At 71.7% G+C, this 21,623-nt stretch carries 22 protein-coding genes and 2 pseudogenes; 9 read left to right on the plus strand and 15 right to left on the minus strand.

Annotated features, from left to right (window positions below):
* Positions 1–5 precede the first annotated feature (5 nt).
* Positions 6–1,166: an AAA family ATPase gene (locus ACWGIF_RS02700; protein ID WP_453489940.1), complete on the minus strand. Its 1,161-nt coding sequence runs from the start codon at positions 1,164–1,166 to the stop codon at positions 6–8.
* A 37-nt stretch (positions 1,167–1,203) separates the two neighbouring features.
* A complete protein-coding gene (locus tag ACWGIF_RS02705) occupies positions 1,204–3,294 on the minus strand; it encodes a VMAP-C domain-containing protein (RefSeq protein ID WP_453489943.1) in 2,091 nt (696 codons plus the stop codon).
* A 142-nt stretch (positions 3,295–3,436) separates the two neighbouring features.
* On the opposite strand from ACWGIF_RS02705, the gene ACWGIF_RS02710 reads away from it, so the two are divergent.
* Positions 3,437–3,625: a DUF6104 family protein gene (locus ACWGIF_RS02710; RefSeq protein ID WP_030709801.1), complete on the plus strand. Its 189-nt coding sequence runs from the start codon at positions 3,437–3,439 to the stop codon at positions 3,623–3,625.
* A gap of 139 nt (positions 3,626–3,764) precedes the next feature.
* On the opposite strand, the gene sodN is transcribed toward ACWGIF_RS02710, so the two are convergent.
* Positions 3,765–4,160 (minus strand): superoxide dismutase, Ni, encoded by a 396-nt coding sequence (sodN, locus tag ACWGIF_RS02715; protein ID WP_030709803.1) that lies wholly within the window; start codon positions 4,158–4,160, stop codon positions 3,765–3,767.
* A 170-nt stretch (positions 4,161–4,330) separates the two neighbouring features.
* On the opposite strand from sodN, the gene sodX reads away from it, so the two are divergent.
* Positions 4,331–4,753, plus strand: a complete 423-nt coding sequence (gene sodX, locus ACWGIF_RS02720; protein ID WP_453489946.1) for a nickel-type superoxide dismutase maturation protease — start codon at positions 4,331–4,333, stop codon at positions 4,751–4,753.
* Here the strand turns inward: sodX and ACWGIF_RS02725 are convergent.
* Positions 4,657–5,286 (minus strand): CGNR zinc finger domain-containing protein, encoded by a 630-nt coding sequence (locus ACWGIF_RS02725; RefSeq protein WP_453489949.1) that lies wholly within the window; start codon positions 5,284–5,286, stop codon positions 4,657–4,659. The genes sodX and ACWGIF_RS02725 overlap by 97 nt on opposite strands.
* A gap of 79 nt (positions 5,287–5,365) precedes the next feature.
* Here ACWGIF_RS02725 and ACWGIF_RS02730 point away from each other — a divergent pair.
* Positions 5,366–5,624, plus strand: a pseudogene (locus ACWGIF_RS02730) (class I SAM-dependent methyltransferase); the annotation flags it as partial.
* A gap of 122 nt (positions 5,625–5,746) precedes the next feature.
* Here the strand turns inward: ACWGIF_RS02730 and ACWGIF_RS02735 are convergent.
* From ACWGIF_RS02735 to ACWGIF_RS02745, 3 genes are read right to left on the minus strand one after another with little or no spacing between them, the layout of a single operon-like run.
* Positions 5,747–6,499 (minus strand): amino acid ABC transporter ATP-binding protein, encoded by a 753-nt coding sequence (locus ACWGIF_RS02735; protein WP_453490109.1) that lies wholly within the window; start codon positions 6,497–6,499, stop codon positions 5,747–5,749.
* Positions 6,500–6,510: 11 nt separating this feature from the next.
* On the minus strand, positions 6,511–7,461 hold the full coding sequence (locus tag ACWGIF_RS02740) for an amino acid ABC transporter permease (RefSeq protein ID WP_453489952.1): 951 nt from the start codon (positions 7,459–7,461) through the stop codon (positions 6,511–6,513).
* A gap of 29 nt (positions 7,462–7,490) precedes the next feature.
* The gene (locus tag ACWGIF_RS02745; RefSeq protein ID WP_453489955.1) at positions 7,491–8,435 is read right to left on the minus strand and encodes an ABC transporter substrate-binding protein; all 945 of its coding nucleotides are present in this window, start codon (positions 8,433–8,435) and stop codon (positions 7,491–7,493) included.
* 523 nt (positions 8,436–8,958) lie between these two features.
* On the opposite strand from ACWGIF_RS02745, the gene ACWGIF_RS02750 reads away from it, so the two are divergent.
* The 4 genes from ACWGIF_RS02750 (at position 8,959) to ACWGIF_RS02765 (ending at position 12,145) form a co-directional block, all read left to right on the plus strand.
* On the plus strand, positions 8,959–10,161 hold the full coding sequence (locus ACWGIF_RS02750; protein WP_453489958.1) for an NAD(P)-dependent malic enzyme: 1,203 nt from the start codon (positions 8,959–8,961) through the stop codon (positions 10,159–10,161).
* Positions 10,162–10,350: 189 nt separating this feature from the next.
* Complete coding sequence (locus tag ACWGIF_RS02755; RefSeq protein WP_453489961.1) at positions 10,351–11,313, plus strand: zinc-binding dehydrogenase; 963 nt, start codon at positions 10,351–10,353, stop codon at positions 11,311–11,313.
* Between the two features lie 50 nt (positions 11,314–11,363).
* Positions 11,364–11,573 (plus strand): helix-turn-helix domain-containing protein, encoded by a 210-nt coding sequence (locus tag ACWGIF_RS02760; protein WP_453489964.1) that lies wholly within the window; start codon positions 11,364–11,366, stop codon positions 11,571–11,573.
* The gene (locus tag ACWGIF_RS02765) at positions 11,573–12,145 is read left to right on the plus strand and encodes a Clp protease N-terminal domain-containing protein (RefSeq protein WP_453489967.1); all 573 of its coding nucleotides are present in this window, start codon (positions 11,573–11,575) and stop codon (positions 12,143–12,145) included. Before ACWGIF_RS02760 ends, ACWGIF_RS02765 begins: the two co-directional genes overlap by 1 nt.
* A gap of 364 nt (positions 12,146–12,509) precedes the next feature.
* Here ACWGIF_RS02765 and ACWGIF_RS02770 read toward each other — a convergent pair whose 3' ends face one another.
* Positions 12,510–13,460 (minus strand): helix-turn-helix transcriptional regulator, encoded by a 951-nt coding sequence (locus tag ACWGIF_RS02770; protein WP_453489970.1) that lies wholly within the window; start codon positions 13,458–13,460, stop codon positions 12,510–12,512.
* A gap of 1 nt (position 13,461) precedes the next feature.
* Entirely contained in the window at positions 13,462–14,406 is a 945-nt protein-coding gene (locus ACWGIF_RS02775; RefSeq protein WP_453489973.1) for a DUF4097 family beta strand repeat-containing protein, read from the minus strand.
* A 148-nt stretch (positions 14,407–14,554) separates the two neighbouring features.
* Here ACWGIF_RS02775 and ACWGIF_RS02780 point away from each other — a divergent pair.
* Positions 14,555–15,408 (plus strand): annotated as a pseudogene (locus ACWGIF_RS02780) (hypothetical protein).
* Positions 15,409–15,518: 110 nt separating this feature from the next.
* Here the strand turns inward: ACWGIF_RS02780 and ACWGIF_RS02785 are convergent.
* Positions 15,519–16,451, minus strand: coding sequence for a LysR family transcriptional regulator (locus tag ACWGIF_RS02785; RefSeq protein WP_453489976.1), 933 nt, complete (start codon positions 16,449–16,451; stop codon positions 15,519–15,521).
* A 210-nt stretch (positions 16,452–16,661) separates the two neighbouring features.
* On the opposite strand from ACWGIF_RS02785, the gene snpA reads away from it, so the two are divergent.
* Complete coding sequence (snpA, locus tag ACWGIF_RS02790) at positions 16,662–17,330, plus strand: snapalysin (protein ID WP_453489979.1); 669 nt, start codon at positions 16,662–16,664, stop codon at positions 17,328–17,330.
* 1 nt (position 17,331) lies between these two features.
* Here snpA and ACWGIF_RS02795 read toward each other — a convergent pair whose 3' ends face one another.
* The 5 genes from ACWGIF_RS02795 to ACWGIF_RS02815 form a co-directional block, all read right to left on the minus strand.
* A complete protein-coding gene (locus ACWGIF_RS02795; protein ID WP_453489982.1) occupies positions 17,332–17,535 on the minus strand; it encodes a hypothetical protein in 204 nt (67 codons plus the stop codon).
* Positions 17,536–17,571: 36 nt separating this feature from the next.
* A complete protein-coding gene (locus ACWGIF_RS02800) occupies positions 17,572–18,153 on the minus strand; it encodes a dihydrofolate reductase family protein (protein ID WP_453489985.1) in 582 nt (193 codons plus the stop codon).
* A 97-nt stretch (positions 18,154–18,250) separates the two neighbouring features.
* Positions 18,251–18,844, minus strand: a complete 594-nt coding sequence (locus tag ACWGIF_RS02805) for a GNAT family N-acetyltransferase (RefSeq protein ID WP_453489988.1) — start codon at positions 18,842–18,844, stop codon at positions 18,251–18,253.
* Positions 18,845–18,986: 142 nt separating this feature from the next.
* Positions 18,987–20,039, minus strand: a complete 1,053-nt coding sequence (locus ACWGIF_RS02810) for a family 2 encapsulin nanocompartment cargo protein polyprenyl transferase (protein WP_453490112.1) — start codon at positions 20,037–20,039, stop codon at positions 18,987–18,989.
* Positions 20,036–21,442 carry a family 2B encapsulin nanocompartment shell protein gene (locus ACWGIF_RS02815; RefSeq protein ID WP_453489991.1) on the minus strand — a complete coding sequence of 469 codons (1,407 nt, stop codon included), beginning with the start codon at positions 21,440–21,442 and terminating at the stop codon, positions 20,036–20,038. Before ACWGIF_RS02815 ends, ACWGIF_RS02810 begins: the two co-directional genes overlap by 4 nt.
* Between the last annotated feature and the right edge of the window lie 181 nt (positions 21,443–21,623).

Here is a 21,623-nt window from a genome sequence, read left to right on the forward strand (position 1 = left end):
TGCCGTCACCTCGGCCGGTCGAGGCGCTGAATGAGCAGGTCGGCGAGGTCCTCTCGGGTGGGCGGGGCGGCGTAGTGGGTCAGGTACACGGCGTTGAGCAGCTGGTCGGCAGCGACCAGCTCGGACTGGGAGCGGCTGAGGAACTCCCGGATCAGGTCCGCCCCGAGCCGGGCGGCCTCGTCGCCGAGGTGGGCGCGGACCATGGTGGCGAGCCGCTTCTCATCCGGCTGCCCGAGCTTGAGCTGGATGCAGCGCCGCAGCAGTGCGGCCGGGAAGTCGCGTTCTCCGTTGCTGGTCAGAATGATGAAGGGGAACGCCCGGCAGCGGACGCGGCCGCCCCGGACGGTCACCTTCGTGCCGTCGTCGGTGAGCACCTGCACCTCGGGCTCGGTGTCGGCGACCCGCTCCAGCTCGGGGAGCGCGAACTCCCCTTCCTCCAGCACGTTCAGCAGGTCGTTGGGCAGGTCGATGTCGCTCTTGTCGAGCTCGTCGATGAGGAGCACGCGAGGCCTCGCGGTGGGCAGGAGGGCGGTGCCGAGCGGCCCCAGCCGGATGTACTTCCCGATCCCTGGTGCCCCGCCGATCCCGGGTGCCCCGCCGGTACAGGAGGCCGCGCCGGTACGGGAGGCCGCCGCAGCGCCGCTGTCCGGCCCGAGACCGGTGTCCGGCCCCGGGCCGAGACCGGTGTCCGGCCCCGGCCCGGTGGCCGTCCCGGCGCCGGCGGCCCGGCCCGGACCCCCTCCGCTCGCGGCGATCTGCACGTCCTGCAGCCGGGCGAGGGCGTCGTACCGGTACAGCCCGTCCTGCAGAACGGTCCGCGACACCACCGGCCAGCGCAGCACCCGCCCCAGCTTCAACTCGTGGGCGACGGCGTGCGCGAGGGTGGACTTCCCCGTTCCGGGGAAGCCGGTCACGAGCAGTGGCCGCCGCAGGTACAGGGCCGCGTTGATGGCCTCCAGCTCCTCGGGCTCCGGCCGGTGCAGCTCCGCGGCCTGCCGGTGCGCCCCGAGCCGCCGTGCCACATCGCCGTCGGCGACCGCCGCCGGACCGCCCGCCTCCGCCACGGGCCCGCCGTCGAAGTCCCGCCAGGGCGGCGGGCCGGGCAGGGCGTCGATCCCGTCATGGGGCTCACCGCCCCCGCGGTATATGAGCCACTCGTCGTTCATGGAGCTCCCTCCCTCTCGTCCGCCGGGTGCTGCGCCGTCACAGGTCTCCCTGCAACGGCTCGTCGTCCGGCAGCGGACGTGCCGGGTCCTCCCACACCAGCCCCGTCCCGGCCGCCCAGTACGCGTCGGGGTCCGCCCCGTACGCCCGTCCCCGCAGCGCCTGCAGCCGCAGCGGCAGCACCTCCGCCCGCCCCGCGTCGGCCAGTTCCTCCCGCACCCCGCGGTGGAACGGCGCGCACGACGCCCCCGGATCCTGCGGGGGCCGCCGGGTCACGGCCACCCCGTACCCGGTGTCCCGTACCGCGTGCAGCGACCCCAGCGTGGGTTCCTGGTCCGCCGCCCGGCAGTGCACCGGCACGGTGTTGTCCGGCAGGCCCGACAGCCATTCGGTGGCGGGCGCGCGCGGGCGCCCCCGTACGCAGTCGGCCCGTTCGTCCTGCAGCGGGCCCGCCTGCACCCGGGCCCACCGGTCGGCCGCCCGGGTCCCTTCGCCGTCCGCCGGGTGCTCCCTCACCGCGCTGGAATGCCGCAGCACCACCGGCCGCTGCACCCCCAGCGGTATGCCGCCGACCACCGCCCATTCGTCCACCGCCAGCCCGAACAGCTCCGGGGCCAGGGCCACTTCGAGCAGGGCCGCCGCCTCATGGGTGTCGCACCGCCGGAAGGCCTCCGCGAGCGGGGCCCGTAACGCCTCCGGCAGGGCCGCCAGGGTGGCCCGTACGCCCGAGTCCACCGGCGTCACCCGCCCCGGCTGGGCGGGGCCGACCAGCACCGAGACCCGCCAGTCGTAGACGTCCTCCCAGCCGTGCGCCCACACCTCCAGCAACACCGAGGCCCCGGGCGGCAGTCCGCCGGCCCGCCGGGCCGGGCCGTTCACCGCCCGGCGGGCCGAGGCCCGCCGGCGCCGCTCCCGCTCCGCCAGGCCGCGCTCGTGGCGCTCGCCGAGCTCCCGCCGCAGCGGCCGCCACAGCCGCTCGGCCGTGGCCCGTACCCAGTCCCACAGCTCCTCGTCCGCGCCCGGTGTGGGCGGCTCGCGGTGGTCGGCCACGCTCACGTCCGTCGCGTACCGGAGCATCGCCGCGGCCTCCCCCGTCCCGCCCGGCGGGTCGTGCAGCAGCCCGAGGCCGTCGCGCCAGCTCAGCGGGGCCGGCGGCTGCGGATCCGGCTCCTCGCCGCGGGCCGCCTCGACGAGCGCCCGTACGACCTCGGAGGAGCCTGGCGGGGGCAGTTCGGCGAGCAGCCCGCACAGGGTGGTGCGCTCGCCGGGGGTGAGGCGCCCTCGGCCGCCGTAGGGGTCGCCCTCCTGCGCCACGAGTTCGCCGTGCACGTCCGTCCAGGTCCGGCGGTTGTCGAGGTCGCTGAGGTGCCGGTCGTAGTGGTGGAGGTCGTGGGCCTGCATGACCCGCCGGTAGAGCCCGACCTGGCCCCTGCCGGGCATCGGAAGGGTGCGCAGCTGCACGATGGAGACGGCCAGCCCGCCACCGCCGGTGTGCCGCCGGGCCTTGAGGACGCCCACGACCTCCCCGCGGGCCAGGTCCACCACGGGCCCGCCCGACATGCCGGGATCGATCTCGTCGTCGCCGCCGAGCCGTATCGCCGCGCCGTTCCCGGCGGTGCCGCGCAGCCGGGTGGTGCGGCCGGTGATCTCGGGCGTGCCGAGGTCCTCGGTGCAGCCGAAGTAGGCGACCTCGTCGAAGCGGGGTCTCGAACGGTCGGTGATCCACACACAGGCGTGCGACACGGGGGCCAGGACCCGGAGCAGCGCCAGGTCGGGCAGGTCCCACAGGGCCCGGAGCCCGGGGCGCCGCTCCTCCAGCCGCTCGGGCAGTACGCACTCCACGCGCCCGGTGACCGTCCCGGTGGCCCCGCCCGTTCCGGACGAGAAGGTGATGCCGACCTCGCGCCCCGTCAGACGCACCGCAGCACCCCCTTCGCCGACCACGTGCGCGCACGTCAGGACCCAGCCGGGGGCGATGAAGAAACCGCTCCCCCACGTGGGACCGGTCCGATGGCTGCCGGGGTTCTCATACCCGCCCGGCGGGGCGTGAACGCGTACGGTCGCCGCCTGCAGGAGGGGCTCGAGGAGCTCGAAGGCGCGCGCCGAACCGGTCGTGCGCCCGTCCGTCATCCGCGCCCCCCACTCGTGGCCCCCGCTCGTGACGCATCAAGGCTAGCCGCGGAGCCGCCGCGGACGGGAGGTCTCGCCGGGACGCGGATTATCCTGGCGGGAAACACCCCCTGCACACCCCCATCACGGCACGGAGCCCGACTTGTACTTCACCGATCGCGGCATCGAGGAGCTGGAGAAGCGGCGCGGCGAGGAGGAGGTCACCTTCGAGTGGCTCGCCGAGCAGCTGCGCACCTTCGTCGACCTGAACCCGGACTTCGAGGTTCCGGTGGAACGCCTGGCCACCTGGCTCGCCCGCCTGGACGACGAGGACGACGACGCCGACGAGTGAGCGCCGACGACCGGCGGGCAGGTCGCGCAGAGAAGAGCAGAGAAGACGGGAAGCCGAGAACGGCCCGGCCGCATGAAGCGGTCGGGCCGTTCTCGGGTGCGCTGCGACTACGGCGCGGAAGTACGTGGGGCGCCCGGGATCAGGCGGCCTTGGTCTCCCAGAAGATGCGGTCGATCTCGGCGATGAGCTCGAGGGCCTTCGCGCCGGTGGCCGGGTCGTTCGACGCCTTGGCGGCCGAGAGGGCCTTCAGGGTGTCGTTGACCAGGGTGTGCAGCTGGGGGTACTTCTCAAAGTGCGGCGGCTTGAAGTAGTCGCTCCACAGCACCGAGACGTGGTGCTTGGCGAGCTCGGCGCGCTGCTCCTTGATGGTGATGGCGCGCGCGCGGAAGTCGGCGTCGTCGTTGGCCTGGTACTTCTCCTGCACGGCCTTGACGGACTCGGCCTCGATGCGGGCCTGGGCAGGGTCGTACACGCCGCACGGAAGATCGCAGTGGGCGGAGACCTTCGCCTTGGGGGCGAAGAGGCGGGAAAGCATGGAGTGTGTCCTCCTCGTGATCGTCTTCTCAAGGGGGAGATTACTCGCTGAAGAACCGGATTTCGCGGGCGCCCCCATGGGCTTAGGACAAAAGTCCAGGGGCGCGGCCGGACCGGTGAGCGAATGTACGGGGCCGTGCGGCAGCATGCGGGGTGACGAGGAGGACACGGATGGTGGAGAACGGGCGCCCGCGCAAGCGCTTCGAGGTGGTGGAGGTGACGGGGGCGTCGATGGTGCCCACGCTGCTGAACGGGGACCGGCTGCTGGTGCGGTACGGGGCGGCCGTCCGTCCGGGTGACGTGGTGGTGCTGCGCCATCCGTTCCAGCAGGACCTGCTGGTCGTCAAGCGGGCGGTGGAGCGGCGGCCGGGCGGCAGCTGGTGGGTGCTCGGCGACAACCCGTACAACGAGACCGGCGACAGCACCGTCTACGGGCCGGTGCCCGGCGAGCTGGTGCTGGCGACGGCGGTCCTGCGCTTCCGGCCGCGCGAGGAGGGTCAGCGCTCGCTGAGGGCGCGGCTCTCCTGGGCGCTCTCGGCGCTGCGGCCGCTGTTGGCGGACAGCTCGGCCTCCAGCCGCTTGCGGGCGCGGTAGGCGGCCACGTTCGCCCGGGTGGCGCACCGGTCGGAGCAGTAGCGCCGGGAGCGGTTGGTGGAGGTGTCGAGGTAGGCGTTGCGGCAGGGCGCGGCCTGGCACAGGCCCAGGCGTTCGGGCCCGTGCTCGGTGACGTGGAAGGCCAGGCCCATGGCCGCCATGGCGGCGTAGCCCGCGGACGCGTTCGAAGGGTGCTCGGCGAGGTGGAGGTGCCAGTCGGGGCGGCCGTCGTCGCCGATGAGCGCGTGGCCGGAGACCTGGGGGCTGACCGGGAACTCCATCAGCAGCGAGTTCAGCAGGTCGACCGCGAGGACGTGGTCGGCGCCGTCGGCCGCGTCGAAGACGGCGCGCAGCCTGCCGCGGACGTTGCGGAAGCGGGTGACGTCGGTGTCGGTGACGCGGCGTGCCATCTGCACGCTTTCGCCGAACAGGACGCGGACGGCGTCCACCGAGGTGAGGGCGTCCTTGTTGCGGGCCGGCTCCTCGGTGTTGACCAGGCGCACGGCGAAGTCCGAGTAATGGGCCAGTTCCACTTGTTGTCCTTACGGCTGCGAATGAGGGTCCAGGTAACGACTGGGACGTATTCGAGGGTATTACACGGAGGGCCTCGGGGTGGCGGATCCGACGGAAACGGGTCCAGGTACCGGGGCCGGTCACGGGCAGGCCCGGCAGGACGGCCGGGACCGGCAGCAGGAGTGGTACGTGCCCGACCGCGAGGAGCGGTTCCGGGTGATGCCGGACATGGTCGAGGCTCTGGTGGGACCCACCCCCCCGGGTGCCGGATCTCGCGTGCGGTACGGGAAGTATCACGGACCGCCTGCTCAATCGGTTCACGGGAGCCACCGGCACGGGCGTCGATCCCGACCCGGCGCCCGCCCTCGCACGCGCTGGTCCCAGGTCTGCAGCAGGGAGTCCGAAGACAGCACCTGCCCGCGCATGGGAAAGGGGCGGTACGGGAATCCCGTACCGCCCCTCGTCCGTCCGCCGGTGCGGCTACAGCACCTTGGAAAGGAACGCCTTCGTGCGGTCGTGCTGCGGGTTGCCCAGCACGTCGCGGGGGTTGCCCGACTCGACGACCACACCGCCGTCCATGAAGACGAGGTTGTCGCCGACCTCGCGGGCGAAGCCCATCTCGTGCGTGACCACGATCATGGTCATACCCGACTCGGCGAGGTCCCGCATGACGTCGAGGACGTCGCCCACCAGCTCGGGGTCGAGCGCCGAGGTGGGCTCGTCGAAGAGCATCAGCTTCGGCTCCATGGCGAGCGCGCGGGCGATCGCCACACGCTGCTGCTGGCCGCCGGAGAGCTGGGTGGGGTAGTTCCCGCCCTTGTCGCCGAGGCCCACGCGGTCCAGGAGGCGTACGGCGCGCTCGCGCGCCACCGCCTTGGACTCGCCCTTGACCATGACCGGGGCTTCCATGACGTTCTCGACGGCCGTCATGTGCGGGAAGAGGTTGAAGCGCTGGAAGACCATGCCGATGTCCCGGCGCTGGGCCGCGACCTCGCTGTCCTTCAGCTCGTAGAGCTTGTCGCCCTTCTGCTTGTACCCCACCAGCTGGCCGTCGACCGAGAGCCGGCCGGCGTTGATGCGCTCCAGGTGGTTGATGCAGCGAAGGAAGGTCGACTTGCCGGAGCCGGACGGGCCGACCAGGCAGAAGACCTCTCGCGGGGCGACCTCCAAGTCGATGCCCCGCAGGATGTGGGCGGCGCCGTACGACTTGTGGACGCCTTCGGCCTTGACCATCGGCTGGGCGGTCACTTCGCCACCTCCGTACGGCGGAACATGTTCAGGTTCGCCTTCAGCCGCTGGAACGGCGTGAGAGGCAGGCTACGCAGCGAACCGCGGGCGTAGCGGCGCTCCAGGTAGTACTGGCCGACGCTGAAGACGCTGGTCAGAGCCAGATACCAGATGGAGGCGACGAAGTACATCTCGATCACCGCGCCGGCCGTGGAGCCGATGTTGGAGCTGGCGCGCAGCAGTTCGGTGTACTGCACCGCCGAGACCAGGGACGAGGTCTTCAGCATGTTGATGAACTCGTTGCCCGTCGGCGGGATGATCACGCGCATCGCCTGCGGGAGCACCACGCGGCGCATGGTCTGCGTGCGGGTCATGCCGAGCGCGTGCGAGGCCTCGCTCTGGCCCTCGTCGACGGACTGGATGCCGGCCCGGACGATCTCCGCCATGTAGGCGCCCTCGTTCAGGCCGAGGCCCAGCAGGGCGACCATGAACGGCGTCATGACGTCGACGGTCTCGTTCTTGTAGATCGGACCCAGGTTGATGTACTGGAAGATCAGCGGGAGGCTGAACCAGACCAGCAGCTGGACGTACACCGGGGTGCCGCGGAAGAACCAGATGTAGAGCCAGGACACGAAGCTCGTGACCGGGTTGTTCGAGAGCCGCATCACGGCGAAGAGGATGCCGAGCACCAGGCCCAGCAGCATCGACAGCACGCTGATGACGATGGTGTTCCAGAGTCCGTCGAGGACGGACGGGTCGAACAGCTTGTCTCCGACCGTGGCCCAGATGACCTTGCCCTGGGAGAAGGCGTAGACGAGCCAGCCCAGGATCACGGCGACCAGTACGGCGCTGATCCAGCGTCCGTAGTGCCGTACCGGGATGGCCTTGATGGCCTCGTAGGGGTTGCCCGAGGCGCCGGGCCCGGCCGGCGCAGTCGCGGCCGGACCCTTGTCGTTCTTGTCAGTCACTATGACTGCCCTTCAGTGGTGCGCTCGGATCACTGACCGGCGTTGATCGTGGCCGACTGGACGGCGCTTCCCTTGACGTCCCACTTCTCGAGGACCTTGGCGTAGGAGCCGTCCTTGATGATGGCGTCGAGGGCTTCCTTCAGCGCGTCGCGGAGCTGGGTGTTCTCCTTGGCGACGGCGATGCCGAAGAGGCCGACGTCGCTCTGCTGGCCGCCGACCTCGAAGTCGTTGCCGCCGCCGGAGGTCTTCGCGATGTACGCGGCGACCGGGTAGTCGTTCATGTCGGCCACGGCGCCGCCGGCCTTGACGCGGGTCTGCGCCTCGGCGTCGGTGTCGAACGCCTCGATGGTGAGCTTGTTGGCACCGCACTTCTCGGCCTGCGCCTTGAAGGTGTCCTCGTAGATGGTGCCGCGCTGCACGGCGACCGTCTTGCCACACAGGTCGTCGAGCGACTTGATGTTGTCCGGGTTGCCCTTCTTGACGATGAGCGAGACGCCGGAGGAGAAGTAGTCGACGAAGTCGACGCCCTTACCGATCTTGGCGCCCTTCTCGTCCAGACCCTCCTGGCGGCGCTTGTTGTCGGTGATCGACGACATGGCGATGTCCTGGCGGCCGGTCTCGAGAGAGGTGATCAGGCCGTCGAAGGTGCCGGAGGTGAACTGGAACTTCACACCGAGCTGCTTGCCCATGGCCTCGGCGATGTCGGGGTCGACACCGACGATCTTGCCGCCCTCGGTGAACTCCATCGGGGCGTACGCGGCGTCCGTGCCGACCTTGATGACGCCCGCGTCCTGGATCTTCTTCGGCAGCTTGGAGAACAGCGGGGCGTCGCTGGTCTTGTCCTGGGCCTTGGTGCCGCCGTCGGTCTGGTCACCACAGCCGGTGAGGATCAGGGCGCCGGCGACCGCGATCGCGCCGACCGCGGCGATCCGGGACCGGGCGGCGGTCGTACGACGGGTGGTGCTTGCGGTCATGGCTTCGTTCCTCCGGCTGGTGGAAAAGCATCGAAAACGGTCGGACACGCACCATCGAGTGTCACGACCTTGTGTGATTACGGCATCTTGCCATTCGGACTGAGACATTCAGGGTGCCCGTCAGGTCAAAATCGGATAACGGGCCCCCCATGTGGTCCAACAGGACTGCGGGGAACGAGGTTCAAGGCCGCAGATACTGCCGTGACCAGGCCTTTTGGCCGCACTTTCTGCGGTGCGTCTCGGCTGCCGGACATGAAGGTTTGGACTTTTCGCCAAAACCGGGGCAAGCGACCTACAGTTGAGCAGGAATCGACTCGTCTGGGCGAGCGTTCTTCGGGTAGAACAGATCCTTACACCCCTCATCCGGGGCTCAGGGCGCGCGTGCGGCGCGCCCGCGCGTACGAACCTCCCCTCCGCGGAGACGGGCCAACCGTTGACGCGGAGTACGGACGCGGTGCCCGCCCACCCCTTAACCAGGAGTGGCCACCCTCAACGATTCAAAGGACTTAAGGGGTCACACACAGTGGCAGCGGAGATCATCAACCCTCGCAGTGACAGCGTCACGGACAACAACCCGGACGCGGTGTTCGCGCTGCACCGGGGCGGCAAGATGGCCATCCAGGCCACGGTACCCGTCACGAACAAGGACGACCTGTCCCTCGCGTACACGCCCGGCGTGGCGAAGGTGTGCAGCGCCATCGCCGAGCAGCCGGAGCTGGTGAACGAGTACACCTGGAAGTCCAACGTGGTCGCCGTCGTCACCGACGGCACGGCCGTGCTCGGGCTCGGTGACATCGGTCCGGAAGCCTCCCTCCCCGTCATGGAGGGCAAGGCCATTCTCTTCAAGCAGTTCGGTGGGGTGGACGCGGTTCCGATCGCTCTCGCCACCAAGGACACGGACGAGATCATCGAGACGGTCATCCGTCTCGCCCCGTCCTTCGGGGGGGTCAATCTCGAGGACATCTCGGCCCCCCGCTGCTTCGAGATCGAGCGCCGCCTCCAGGAGGCGCTCGACATCCCGATCTTCCACGACGACCAGCACGGCACCGCCATCGTGACGCTGGCGGCGCTGCGCAACGCGGCGAAGCTCACGGGTCGCACCCTCGGCGACCTGCGCGCCGTGATCTCGGGCGCGGGCGCGGCGGGCATCGCCATCGCCAAGATCCTCGTGGACGCGGGCATCGGCGACGTCTGCGTCACCGACCGCAAGGGCGTCGTGTCGGCGGACCGTTCCGACCTGACGGACGTCAAGGCGGAGATCGCGGGCCTGACGAACAAGACGAACCAGACCGGCTCGCTGGAGCAGGCCCTCGCGGGCGCGGACGTCTTCATCGGCGTCTCCGGCGGTACGGTCCCGGAGGAGGCGGTGGCCTCGATGGCGAAGGACGCCTTCGTCTTCGCCATGGCCAACCCGAACCCGGAGGTCCACCCGGACGTCGCGCACAAGTACGCGGCGGTCGTGGCCACGGGCCGTTCGGACTTCCCGAACCAGATCAACAACGTGCTGGCGTTCCCGGGCATCTTCGCGGGTGCCCTCAAGGTGCGCGCCACCCGGATCACCGAAGGCATGAAGATCGCCGCCGCCGACGCCATCGCCGGTGTCGTGGGTGACGAGCTCGCCGCCGACTACGTGATCCCGTCGCCGTTCGACGAGCGCGTCGCGGAGGCCGTCGCCGCGGCCGTCGCCGCCGCCGCCAAGGCGGACGGCGTCGCCCGCCTGGTCTGATCGCGGACCTGAGCCGTACGCACGCGAGAGGCCCGACCGGATCCGTCCGGCCGGGCCTCTCGCTTTTGCGCGGCGCGGCCTCCGTCCGCCGGTCCCGGCCCCGGCCGCCGTCCCGGTGCGACGAAGGCCTCATCACCGCCGTGGCGGCAAACGCTGGAACCTGGCCCTACCGAGCGGTAGCGTCGCGGCATGTTCGCTGCCTACGCCGCCCGAATCGACCGTGACCAGCCGCTGAACGGCCTTGAGCTGGGCGACCGCCCCGCCCCCGAGGCCCGGCCCGGCTGGGTGACCGTGAACGTCAAGGCCGCCTCCCTCAACCACCACGACCTGTGGTCGCTGCGCGGGGTGGGCCTCGGCGAGGAAAGACTCCCGATGATCCTCGGCTGCGACGCCGCCGGGATCGACCAGGACGGCAACGAGGTCGTCCTGCACTCCGTGATCGGCCAGAGCGGCCACGGGGTCGGCCCGGACGAGCCCCGCTCGATCCTGACCGAGCGCTACCAGGGGACCTTCGCCGAGCAGGTGACCGTCCCGGCCTGGAACGTCCTGCGCAAGCCCGCCGAGCTGACCTTCGAGGAGGCCGCCTGCCTCCCGACCGCCTGGCTGACGGCGTACCGGATGCTGTTCACCAATGCCGGGGTGCGCCCCGGCGACTCCGTCCTCGTGCAGGGCGCCGGCGGCGGTGTCGCCACGGCCGCGATCGCCCTCGGCAAGGCGGCGGGCCTGCGGGTCTTCGCCACCAGCCGGGACGAGGCCAAGCGCAAGCGGGCCGTGGAGCTGGGCGCGGTGGAGGCGTACGAGCCGGGCGCCCGGCTGCCGCAGCGGGTGGACGCGGTGATCGAGACGGTGGGCGCCGCCACCTGGTCCCACTCGGTGAAGTCCCTGCGCCCGGGCGGCACCCTGGTGATCTCCGGTGCGACGAGCGGCGACCGCCCCGCGCACGCGGAGCTGACCCGGATCTTCTTCCTGGAGCTGAAGGTGGTCGGCTCGACGATGGGCTCGAAGGACGAGCTGGAGGACCTGCTGTCGTTCTGCGCCACGACCGGGCTGCGGCCGGTCATCGACGAGGTGCTGCCACTGGACCGGGCGCGCGAGGGGTTCGGGAAGCTCGCGTCGGGCGACCTCTTCGGCAAGATCGTCCTCACGCCATAGGCGTCAACCGGGGTTGACATCACCTCCCGCGTCAACCTACATTGACACCCATGACGGAAGCGACCGATCTCGCCGAACGGGCCGGTGACGGCGACCCCCGCGTGGGCCTGCGTGCCGTTGCGGCTCTCCGGAGGCTGCTGGAGCAGCTGGAGTCCGTACAGGTACGCAGTGCCCGCGCGCAGGGGTGGTCCTGGCAGGAGATCGCGGCCGAGCTGGGCGTCAGCCGGCAGGCCGTGCACAAGAAGTACGGGAGGCTCTGATGTTCGAACGCTTCACCCGGGACGCCCGGTCGACCGTGAAGGGTGCGGTGGCCGAGGCCCGGCAGTCCGGGGCCGCCACGGTCACCGAGGAACACCTGCTGCTCTCGCTGCTGGCCCTGGGGGCCCTGGACCCTCTGGGCGTGGACCGCACGGCGGTGGCCGCCGACCTCACGACGGCCCGCCGCCGGGGCGGCATGTCCCGGGCGGACCAGGAGGCGCTCGCCGGGCTCGGCATCGACCTCACGGAGATCGTCTCCCGCATCGAGGAGACCCACGGCGAAGGCGCCCTCGCGGCCCCGGCCCCGCGCCGGCGGACCCTGGGCACCACCCTCCGCTCGGCCCTGGGGCGCGAGCAGCCCGACGGCCGCACCGGCAGCTACCACGTCCCCTTCACCGAGGACGCGAAGAAGGTCCTGGAACAGTCCCTCCGCATCGCCCTGGGCCGCAAGGACAACCACATCGGCACCCTGCACCTCCTCCTGGCCCTGCTCTCCCGCCCCGGCACGGTCTCGGAGGTCCTGACGGACCACGGCATCACATACACCACAGCCGAAACCACCCTGCCGACCTGACGCCCTCCAGCCCCCGGCCCTTGAGACGCGGGACCTGGGGCGGAGCCGGTATCTTCAGCCCGCCAAACCAGCCCCGCCGGCGCCTCACGCGCGGGTCCGGCCCGGAGCCCCGGTCTTCAGCCCCGCCAAACCAGCCCCGTCGGCGTTTGAGGCGCGGGGTCCGGGGCGGAGCCCCGATCTTTCAGCCGCACCGGCACTTAAGGCGCGGGTCCGGCCCGGAGCCCTGGTCTTCAGCCCCGCCCAACCAGCCCCGCCGGCGTTTGAGGCGCGGGGTCCGGGGCGGAGCCCCGATCTTTCAGCCGCCCCGCCGGCGCTTGAGGCGCGGCAACCGGGGCCGAGCCCAGCAACGGCGCGGCAGCCCGGCCTACGGCTTGGCCCGGAGCGCCGCCCCCAGCCGGGCCCCGGCATCCGCAAGGTGCCGACGGGCCTCGGCCACCTGAGCCGCGCTCACCCCGTGGTCCCGGGCCGCATCGCGCACCTCGTCGCGGAAGCGGTCCAGCAGCCGGTCCAGATCGCGGGCCGGGTCACCGGTGGGCGCCAGGTCCTCGGCCCAGTCCGCAGCCACCGCCGAGGCATCCGCAGCCGCAGCCGCAGCCGAACCCCCACCGTCCGCCGCCGCAGACCCAGACGCAGGCCCAGACGCAGACGCAGACGTACTCGGCGTACCGCCCCCGAGCCACGCCCCGGCCAGACTCCCGAGGACGCCCCCGGACTTGGCGAACTGCTCCTGCAGCTGGCCCGCGATCCGCTGGACCTCCTCGCGCGCCCGCTCCTGCGCCTCCTTGGCCTGGCGGCGGGCCTGCTGCGCCTCCTCGCGCGCCCGGCGGCTCTCGTCCTTCGCCCGGCGCGCCTGCTCCTTCCACTCCTGCCGCGCCTTGCGCAGTTCCTCCTTGGCCGCCTTCCAGGACTCGTCCTCGCCCACGTGCGTCGCCGACGCCGACGCCGCCGCCCGCATCTCGCGCCGCAGATCACCCGCGGCGCCCCGGACGTCGCTGCGGATCTCGGCGGCCAGTTCGGTGACCGAGTCGCGGATCTCCAGCTCCAGATCGGCCAGTTCGCCGCCGCGGTCGGCCAGTTCGGCGCGGCCCGCCTCGCTGATCGAGTACACCTTGCGCCCGCCCTCGGTGGCGTGCGTGACCAGGCCCTCGGCCTCCAGCTTGGCCAGACGCGGGTACACGGTGCCCGCGGACGGCGCGTACAGGCCCTGGAAGCGCTCCTCCAGCAGGCGGATCACCTCGTACCCGTGGCGCGGGGCCTCGTCCAGCAGCTTGAGGAGGTAGAGGCGGAGGCGGCCGTGGGCGAAGACGGGCGGCATGTCAGAGCACCTTCTTGTCGAGCGCGAGGGGGACGGTGGCGGGCGCGTCGGCGTCGGCCTGCGGGCGGCGCAGCAGCGCGATGGCGCCGGAGACGGTGGTGGCCCGCAGGGTGCCGGTGCCGGTGCCGAGCGTTCCGGTGATCCGCTTGGCCCCCAGCTGGCCGGAGACCCGCAGGTCCTCGAAGGCGTTGGAGACGCCGCCGGTGGCGGTGTTGGCCTCCACGCGGGCGTCGGCGGGGTGCGGGAGGCGGATCGCGACCTGGCCGGACACGGAGTTCAGCGCGATGTCCACGGGGCGGGCGGCCGCCGGGTCGAGGTCCAGGTCGATGAGCATGTCACCGCTGACCGAGTCGGCTCGTACGCTCACGCCCGCGCCGTCGACCACCGTCAGGCCGCCGGACACCGAGTGGAAGCCGAGGTCGCCGGTGACGGACTGGGCTTCGACGCTGCCGGAGACGGTGTGCGCCTTGACCCTGCCGGACAGCCCGACGAGGGTCGCGTCGCCGGAGACCCCGTTGACGTCGGTGCCGCCGGAGATGCCGGAGACGAAGGCGGTGGCGTCGACCGCGGCCACGCGGACCTGGGTGGCGGCGGGCACGGTGAGGGTGAACGAGGCGCTGCGCTCCCAGGCCTTGCGGCCGGAGGCGGAACCGGACCAGGCCTTCCAGGGCTTGGCCTCGATCCACTGCTTGAAGCCCTGGGAGCCGTTCCAGGGCAGGTCCTCGTAGGAGACGGTGAGTGTGCCACCGTCCTGAACGACGTACAGCGGCGGTCCGTCGACCTCGGTCACTTCGAGTCGGGCCGGCCCCTCTTCGGCGGCGACCACATTCACCGTGCCGCTCACGACGCGGACGCGGAGCTCGGTCACCGGCTCCTCGAAGGCGAGCTTCCGGGGTTCGGCGAAGTGCCACGTCGACTGTGACGGCTGGGACGACTGCTCTGCCATGGTGCTGATCCTCCTCGTGCGTTCACGGACGGGCTCGACGCACGCAACATATCGCGTCTTCTCGATAACACGATATATCGCGGTCGGGCGAAGTCAAGCATGCGTTCGGAATCCGCCATTTCGGTGCGATTTGCCTTATTGTGTGGGCATGTCAATCTCCAGGGCCGCGACGGGCGGCATGCTGCTCTGCCGGGCCGGACCCCTCGCCGCCCGTCCTCCCGCGCACCTGCTGCGCGTACGGCTGCTGCTCGTCCCGGCGGGCGACTGGAGTGCGCTCGTACCCGACGTCAAACCGTGGCTCGCGGGCGAGGAGAGCGTCGCCGAGGTGCTCTCCGGCTGGGGCTCGGCGATCGCGCTCGGCACCAACTGGCCGGTGATGAGCCTGTGGTGGGAGGCCGGACGGGCCGGATTCACCCTGTCGAGCGGGTTGCGGCGCGCCACCGCCTACGAGTGGGACGCGGGCGGCCGGCCGGCCGGTGCGCCCGATGCCATGCGGACCCTGGCGGTGCGGCTCGGACTGGACCCCGTACTCGACTTGGAGGAGCTGGAACGGCTCACTCGCAGCGACCCGGCCGACGCCCCCGCGCTCGACGGCGCGACCCGGCTGCTCGGGCTGATCGCCCTGCTGACGCGCGCCGGACTGGCCGGGCCGGCCTGAGCCCCGGCGAACCGGCCGACCGGCTGCGCGGGGCGGCCCGGGTGGCGGCCGGCGCCGAGACGGTGGAGTGGGCCGGGTGGCGCGACACGGTGCGGGCCGAGCTCGACGCGGTGGAGAAGGGGCCGCTGGGCCCGTGGGTCCGCGGCCCGAAGGCGCGGCGGCTGGGTGCGGCGCAGGTCGCCGCGGGGGCGCCGCTCCTGGCATGGGCGGCCCGGCGCCGGAGGCCGGGGTGGGCGGCGGCGGGCACGGCCCTCATGGCGCAGGGGGCGCTGTCCCTGGCATACGACCGCGCCCGCGCGCAGCGCCGGGGCGGGGCAGGAAGAGCCGGCCCCGTCGGCGATTGAGGCGGCATTTGCGCCGCGTCAGGCGAACAGTTTCGGCCAAATTCAGCCTCGTCGGCGTGGGACGCGCGACGCCCGGGGCGGTGCCCCGGCGGCAGGCCCGTGCAGTCCGGTCACGCCGCGAGCAGGGGGCTCGCGTGGTGGTGGAGCCAGGCCCGGTACGGCGGCGTGCGCAGGGCCGCCTCGCGATACGCGTCGCGGAGGTCCTCGTACACCTCCGCATGCGCGCCCGGCCGGGTCGCCAGCAGCAGGCGCACGGCGAGGGGGTCCCCCGACAGTGGCCGGATCGCCATGTCCTCGCGCGGCCCGGAGGTCGGCTGGCACGGCGCGACCGCCTCGCCGGAGATGATCAGCGAGGTCGCCGTGTGGTAGTCGGCGTGCAGCACCGGCGGGTCGAGCCCGGCCCCGGCGAAGACCCGCCGCAGGCCGTCCCACTCGCCGTCGACCGAGGGGTCCACCATCCAGCGGTCGGCGGCCAGGTCCCGTAAGGAGACGACCGCCTGCCCGGCGGCGGGATGATCCCGGGACATCGACACGAACTGCGGCTCGCGCTCCATCAGCACGTGCATCTGCAGCCCGGCCGGCACCCGCAGCGGGCTGCCCTCCACCTCGTGCACGAACGCCACGTCCAGCTGCCCCGAGTCGACCATCCTGAGCAGCGCGTTGGCGGAGACGTCCACCACCAGCGAGGTCTCGGTGTCCGGCAGCCGCCGGTGCAGCCTGCGCAGCCACCCCGGCAGGGCCCGGCTGGCCGTGGAGCCGATGCGCAGCCTCGGCCCCTGGGCCAGCGCCCTGGCCTCCGCCACCAGCGCGGCCATCTCGGCCACCAGCGGACGGGCCCGACCGAGCACGGTCCGGCCGAAAGGGGTGGGTCGGCAGCCGGTCCGTTCGCGCAGAAACAGCTCCCCGTCCAGGGCCCGTTCGATGCGGCGCAGCTGGGTCGTCAAGGAGGGCTGGCTCACGCCGAGCTGCCGCGCGGCCTTGTGCAGACTGCCGGCGTCGGCGATGGCGCACAGCGCGCGCAGGTGCCTGACCTCGAGCTCCATGACCCGAGGTTAGGCCCGTCCCGGTGGACCGCACCAGCCACTGATAGCCCCCCGAATCCCGCCATTCTCACGTGAGTTGGGCTGTCGCAATCTTCCCGATAGGGCGGCGCTATCGGGGAGTGACATCATCCGCCGGGCACTTCGACTCCCGCAGACTCCGGTACCGAACGACCACCCCCCACCGCACCGGACGAGTAGGAGCTCCCCCACATGCGCCACTCCCGTAAGGCCGTTCTGGCCACCACCCTCGGCCTCGGCCTGGCCGCCGCGCTCGGCGTCGTCCCCACCGCCAGCGCCGCCCCCGCCCCCGTCGGCACCGCCGCCGGCTACGCCGCGTACGAGGGTTCACAGGAGAACGCGGCCGCCAACCGCGCCTTCTTCGAGGCCGTGCAGCGCTCGGTCGCCGAGCAGCGCGCCGCGAACCCCGGCGCCCTGGCCGTGACCGTCACGTACAACACCCGCAACGCTCCCAGCTTCCGCACGCAGATAGCCCGGTCCACGCAGATCTGGAACAGCTCGGTGAGCAACGTCAGACTGCAGGAGGTGTCCTCGGGCGGGAACTTCTCGTACCGCGAGGGCAATGACTCACGCGGCTCGTACGCCAGCACGGACGGGCACGGCCGGGGCTACATCTTCCTCGACTACCGGCAGAACCAGATCTACAACTCCACCCGGGTGACCTCGCACGAGACCGGCCACGTGCTGGGTCTGCCGGACCACTACTCGGGGCCGTGCAGTGAGCTGATGTCGGGCGGCGGCCCGGGCACCTCGTGCACGAACGCCACTCCGAACTCCGCCGAGCGGACGCGCGTCAACCAGCTCTGGGCCAACGGCTTCGCGTCCGGTCTGGGCGCGAAGGACCTCGCCGCCAAGGGCTGAGTCACCGCTCCTCGGGCACCGCGTACTCGGGGCAGTCGGGGTTGCGACAAGGACCCCGGCCCCATACCGGAACGAAGACCCCGAGGGACTTGCGCCGCCTGACCACCGTGTCGACGGGGCGCCCGCAAGCCGGGCACGTCCGCTGTTCGTGCCCGGCCTGCGGGGCCACCCTCTCGTGCGCGTGCTGCTGCTGTTCACCGGCCATACCTCCACGGTAGGCCGGTTTCGCGCGTCCGGCGGCTCAGCGCTTGCGCAGGTAGGTGGTCACGACCTGGCCGCCGCCGAAGCCCTCGACCCCGGTCAGCTCCAGGTCGCGCGGCGCGAAGCCGGCCCGCGAGAGGGGAATCCCGCTCCCGGCGAAGACGGGGTAGGTCTTGATGACGAACACGTCGATCTCGTCGACCAGCCGGGCGGCGAGTTCCGCGCCGCCGCAGAGGTAGACACCCAGGCCGTCCTGGGCCTTCAGCTCCCGCACCCGGGCCACGACGTCCCCGGAGACCAGCTCGACCGCCGGGTCGGGCGAGACGGCGATCGTGTGCGAGACCACGTATTGCTTCAGATGGGCGTACGGACTCGTGATGCCCATCTTGAGAGCCGGGTCGTACGTACGGCGGCCCATGATGATCGCGTCGAAGTGCCGGGCGCCGGAGACGTCGACGCCCAGCGGCTCGTGCATGTGGGTCGGCAGGGTCTCCGGGTACTCGGCCCGGAGGTGGTCGATGTACTCCGGGTCCAGGTAGGCGGTCAGGTAGTCGCCGTCTCCGTCCGGGGACGCGATGAACCCGTCGACCGATGTGGCGATGAGGTACGTGAGCTTGCGCAAGCGATTCTCTTCCGTTCGACAGCACCCTCATCAGGGCACGTCGAGGAAAGTACTTCACCGGAAGTGGTTACGCAACCCCCACCGCATCCCGCCCCGCCTATCCCCGCGGCTTGCGCCACATCGGCCACATCAGCGGGCCCTCCGGCAGCTGCACCGCCTCGCCGGTGAACTCCCAGCCGAGCCGTTCGTACAGCCCCTTGCTGCGCTCGCTGCTCGCCTCCAGGTAGGCCGGCACGCCCTCGCGGTCGCAGCGTTCCAGCACCGGCCGCATCAGCTCGCTGCCCAGCCCCTCCCCCTGCCGGCTGGGGGTGACCGCGATCATCAGCAGGTACTCGTGCTCCTCCGCCGTCGGGTGCACCGCGCCCGTGAGCCGGCCGACCAGCTCGCACCGCTCGTTGTCGGGGTCGGCCACCGCCCGCATCTTCGCGGGGATCCCGTCCTCCCCCTCCGGCTCGCCCGCCGGAATCCGCAGCCACAGCGCGGCCGCCGAGCCGTCCACCGCGTAGTCGATCCGGCCCTCGGCCAGCGCCACGTCCACGAAGACGCCCAGGAACCTCCCGTGCACGGCGGCCCGGTGCTCCGGGTCCGGGAAGACCCAGCTGCTCACCGGATCGGTGCGGAAGGCCTCATCGAGCAGCCGTGCCACCGCGTCCCGGTCCGACTGATCCGCCTGACGTATCTCCAGCGCCACTGGTCACACCCTTCACTCACGTGTCAACAACCGTGAGTGATCCTAGAGTTGGCACCCACATGCGGTAAGGCCTGTTCCGGCATCGTGCGCCCCCGGAACAGGCCTCCCCCCGTACTCCTGCGCTTCCGCGGCCCCCGCGCGGTCACCTCGTACGGCGCGTCACGAACTCCGCGAGCGACAGCAGCCCGCCCGCCGCACCGAGGTCCGCCACGGCACGGGACAGGTGCTGGACGGCCCGGCCCATCCGGTCCGCGGCCTGGTCCTGCGCCCAGTCGCGCCCTCCGGCCCGGTCCACCGCGTCGGCGGCCCTGCGCACGTCGTCCCCGGTCATGGGACCCGCGTACAGGGCGGCCAGCTCCTCCCCCGCCGCGGTGCCCGAGGTGAGAGCGGCCACGACCGGGAGGGACTTCTTGCGGGAGAGCAGATCGGCCCCGGCGGGCTTGCCGGTGTGCCCCGGATCCCCCCAGATGCCGATCAGGTCGTCGATCAGCTGGAAGGCCAGCCCGGCCTCCCGCCCGAAGGCGTCCATCGCGTCGACCTCGCCCGGCCCGGCCCCCGCGTACAGGGCGCCCAGCGCGCACGCGCAGCCCAGCAGGGCCCCGGTCTTGGCCGTGGCCATGGCCAGGCACTCGTCGAGCGGGACGTGCGGACGCCGCTCGAAGGCGCAGTCCGCCTGCTGGCCCGCGCACAGCTCGATGACGCAGGCCGCGAGGCGGGACGAGGCGGCCGCCGCGGCCGGGTGCGGATCCTCCGCGAGCAGCCGCAGCGCGAGCGCCATCATGGCGTCGCCCGCGATGATCGCGTCCGGTATCCCGAAGACGGTCCAGGCGGTGGCCCGGCCGCGCCGCCGGGCGTCCCTGTCGATGACGTCGTCGTGCAGCAGCGTGAAGTTGTGCGCGAGCTCCACGGCCGCCGCCGCCCGTACGGCTTCGTCGGCCCGCCGGACCCCCGGTCCCTGCAGGGCCTGGGCGGAGGCCAGGACCAGGGCGGGCCGGATGGCCTTCCCCGCGGTGCCCGCCGCCGGCGTACCGTCCTCGTGCTCCCAGCCGAAGTGGTACATCGCCACGCGCCGCATCGAACCGGGCAGGCTCTCGACCGTGCGGCGCAGTTCCGGGTAGACGGCCTCCCTCGTCCGTTCCAGCAGGGCGGCGGCCTCGTGGCCCTCGCCGGTCGCGATCGCGTTCACCGCACTCAGCGCCAGCGGCCGATCTCGACGTTCTCCAGCACGCCCAGCGCGTCCGGCACCAGCACCGCGGCCGAGAAGTAGGCGGTGACCAGGTACGAGATGATGGCCTGCTCGCTGATCCCCATGAAGCGGACCGACAGGCTCGGCTCGATCTCGTCCGGGATGCCCGGCTGGTGCAGGCCGATCACGCCCTGCTCGTCCTCACCGGTGCGCATGCACAGGATGGACGTGGTGCGGGCGTCGCTGATCGGGATCTTGCCGCTCGGAAAGATCGGCACCCCGCGCCAGGACGGCACCCGGTGGCCGTTGAACTCCACCGACTCCGGGTAGAGCCCGCGCTTGTTGCACTCGCGGCCGAAGGCGGCGATCGCCTTGGGGTGCGCCAGGAAGAACTTGGAGCCGCGCCGCATGCTGAGCAGCTGGTCCATGTCGTCGGGACTGGGCGCGCCGTCGTGCGGCTGGATGCGCTGGTCGTAGTCGGCGTTGTGGAGCAGGCCGAACTCGCGGTTGTTGAGCATCTCGTGCTCTTGGCGCTCGCGCAGCGCCTCGACCGTGAGCCGCAGCTGCTGCTCGGTCTGGTTCATCGGCTGGTTGTAGAGGTCGGCGACGCGGGTGTGCACGCGCAGGACCGTTTGTGCAATGGAGAGTTCGTACTCGCGCGGGCGGGCCTCGTAGTCCACGAAGGTGCCGGGCAGGACGGCCTCGCCCTGGTGGCCGGCGGAGAGGTCGATCGCGGCCTCGCCGTACTTGTTGGTGCGCTGGGCGGGCAGGGACCGTACGCGGTCGACGTGCGCGCGCAGCGACTCGACCCGGTCGGCGAGCAGCTGGAAGTCCTGGCGGGACAGGGTCAGCACGGTGCCGGATGTGGCGGCGCGTGCGGTGTACTCCCAAATCGATTCTTCATCGACGAGCGAGTCCTCGCCGAAGTACGCGCCGTCGGCGACGGTCTGCAGCACGGCGTCGTCCCCGTAGGGGCCCGGGCCGATCTGGTCGATGCGGCCGTGGGCGAGCAGGAACACCTGGTCGGCGGCGCTGCCGAAGGAGGTCAGTTCCTGGCCGGCCTCGAAGTCGATCTGCCGGCACCGCTGGGCGAGCTCGCCCAGGACGTCGAGGTCCTCGTACTCGCGCAGCAGCGGGAGCTCGCCGAGCTCCGCCGGGATCACCTGGACCTGGGTGCCGGTCTTGATGAACTCCACGCGTCCGTCGCCGACGGAGTAGCTCAGCCTGCGGTTCACGCGGTAGGTGCCACCCTGCACGGACACCCACGGCAGCATCTTCAGCAGCCACCGTGAGGTGATCTCCTGCATCTGCGGTGCGGACTTGGTGGTGGTTGCCAAGTTCCGCGCGGCCGTCGTCCCGAGACTGCGCTGCGGCGTCTGGACCTCGGACTCGGAACCCGCCTGGACCGACATGTATTTCCCTTTCGATCACTCCATGGATCTGCGGGATGCAGCCTTTCAGTACGGAACGTGGTGGGACCATTACACAAAAGGGTGGGACTACTCCGTCCGGGGTGGGGCACTCTTTGAGGCCCAACTCCCTCACCACAAGCCCCCTGAATCCCACAGACCCCACCACTTTCGGCCAGCCGAT

This window comes from Streptomyces sp. NPDC054849 (genome assembly GCF_053610945.1).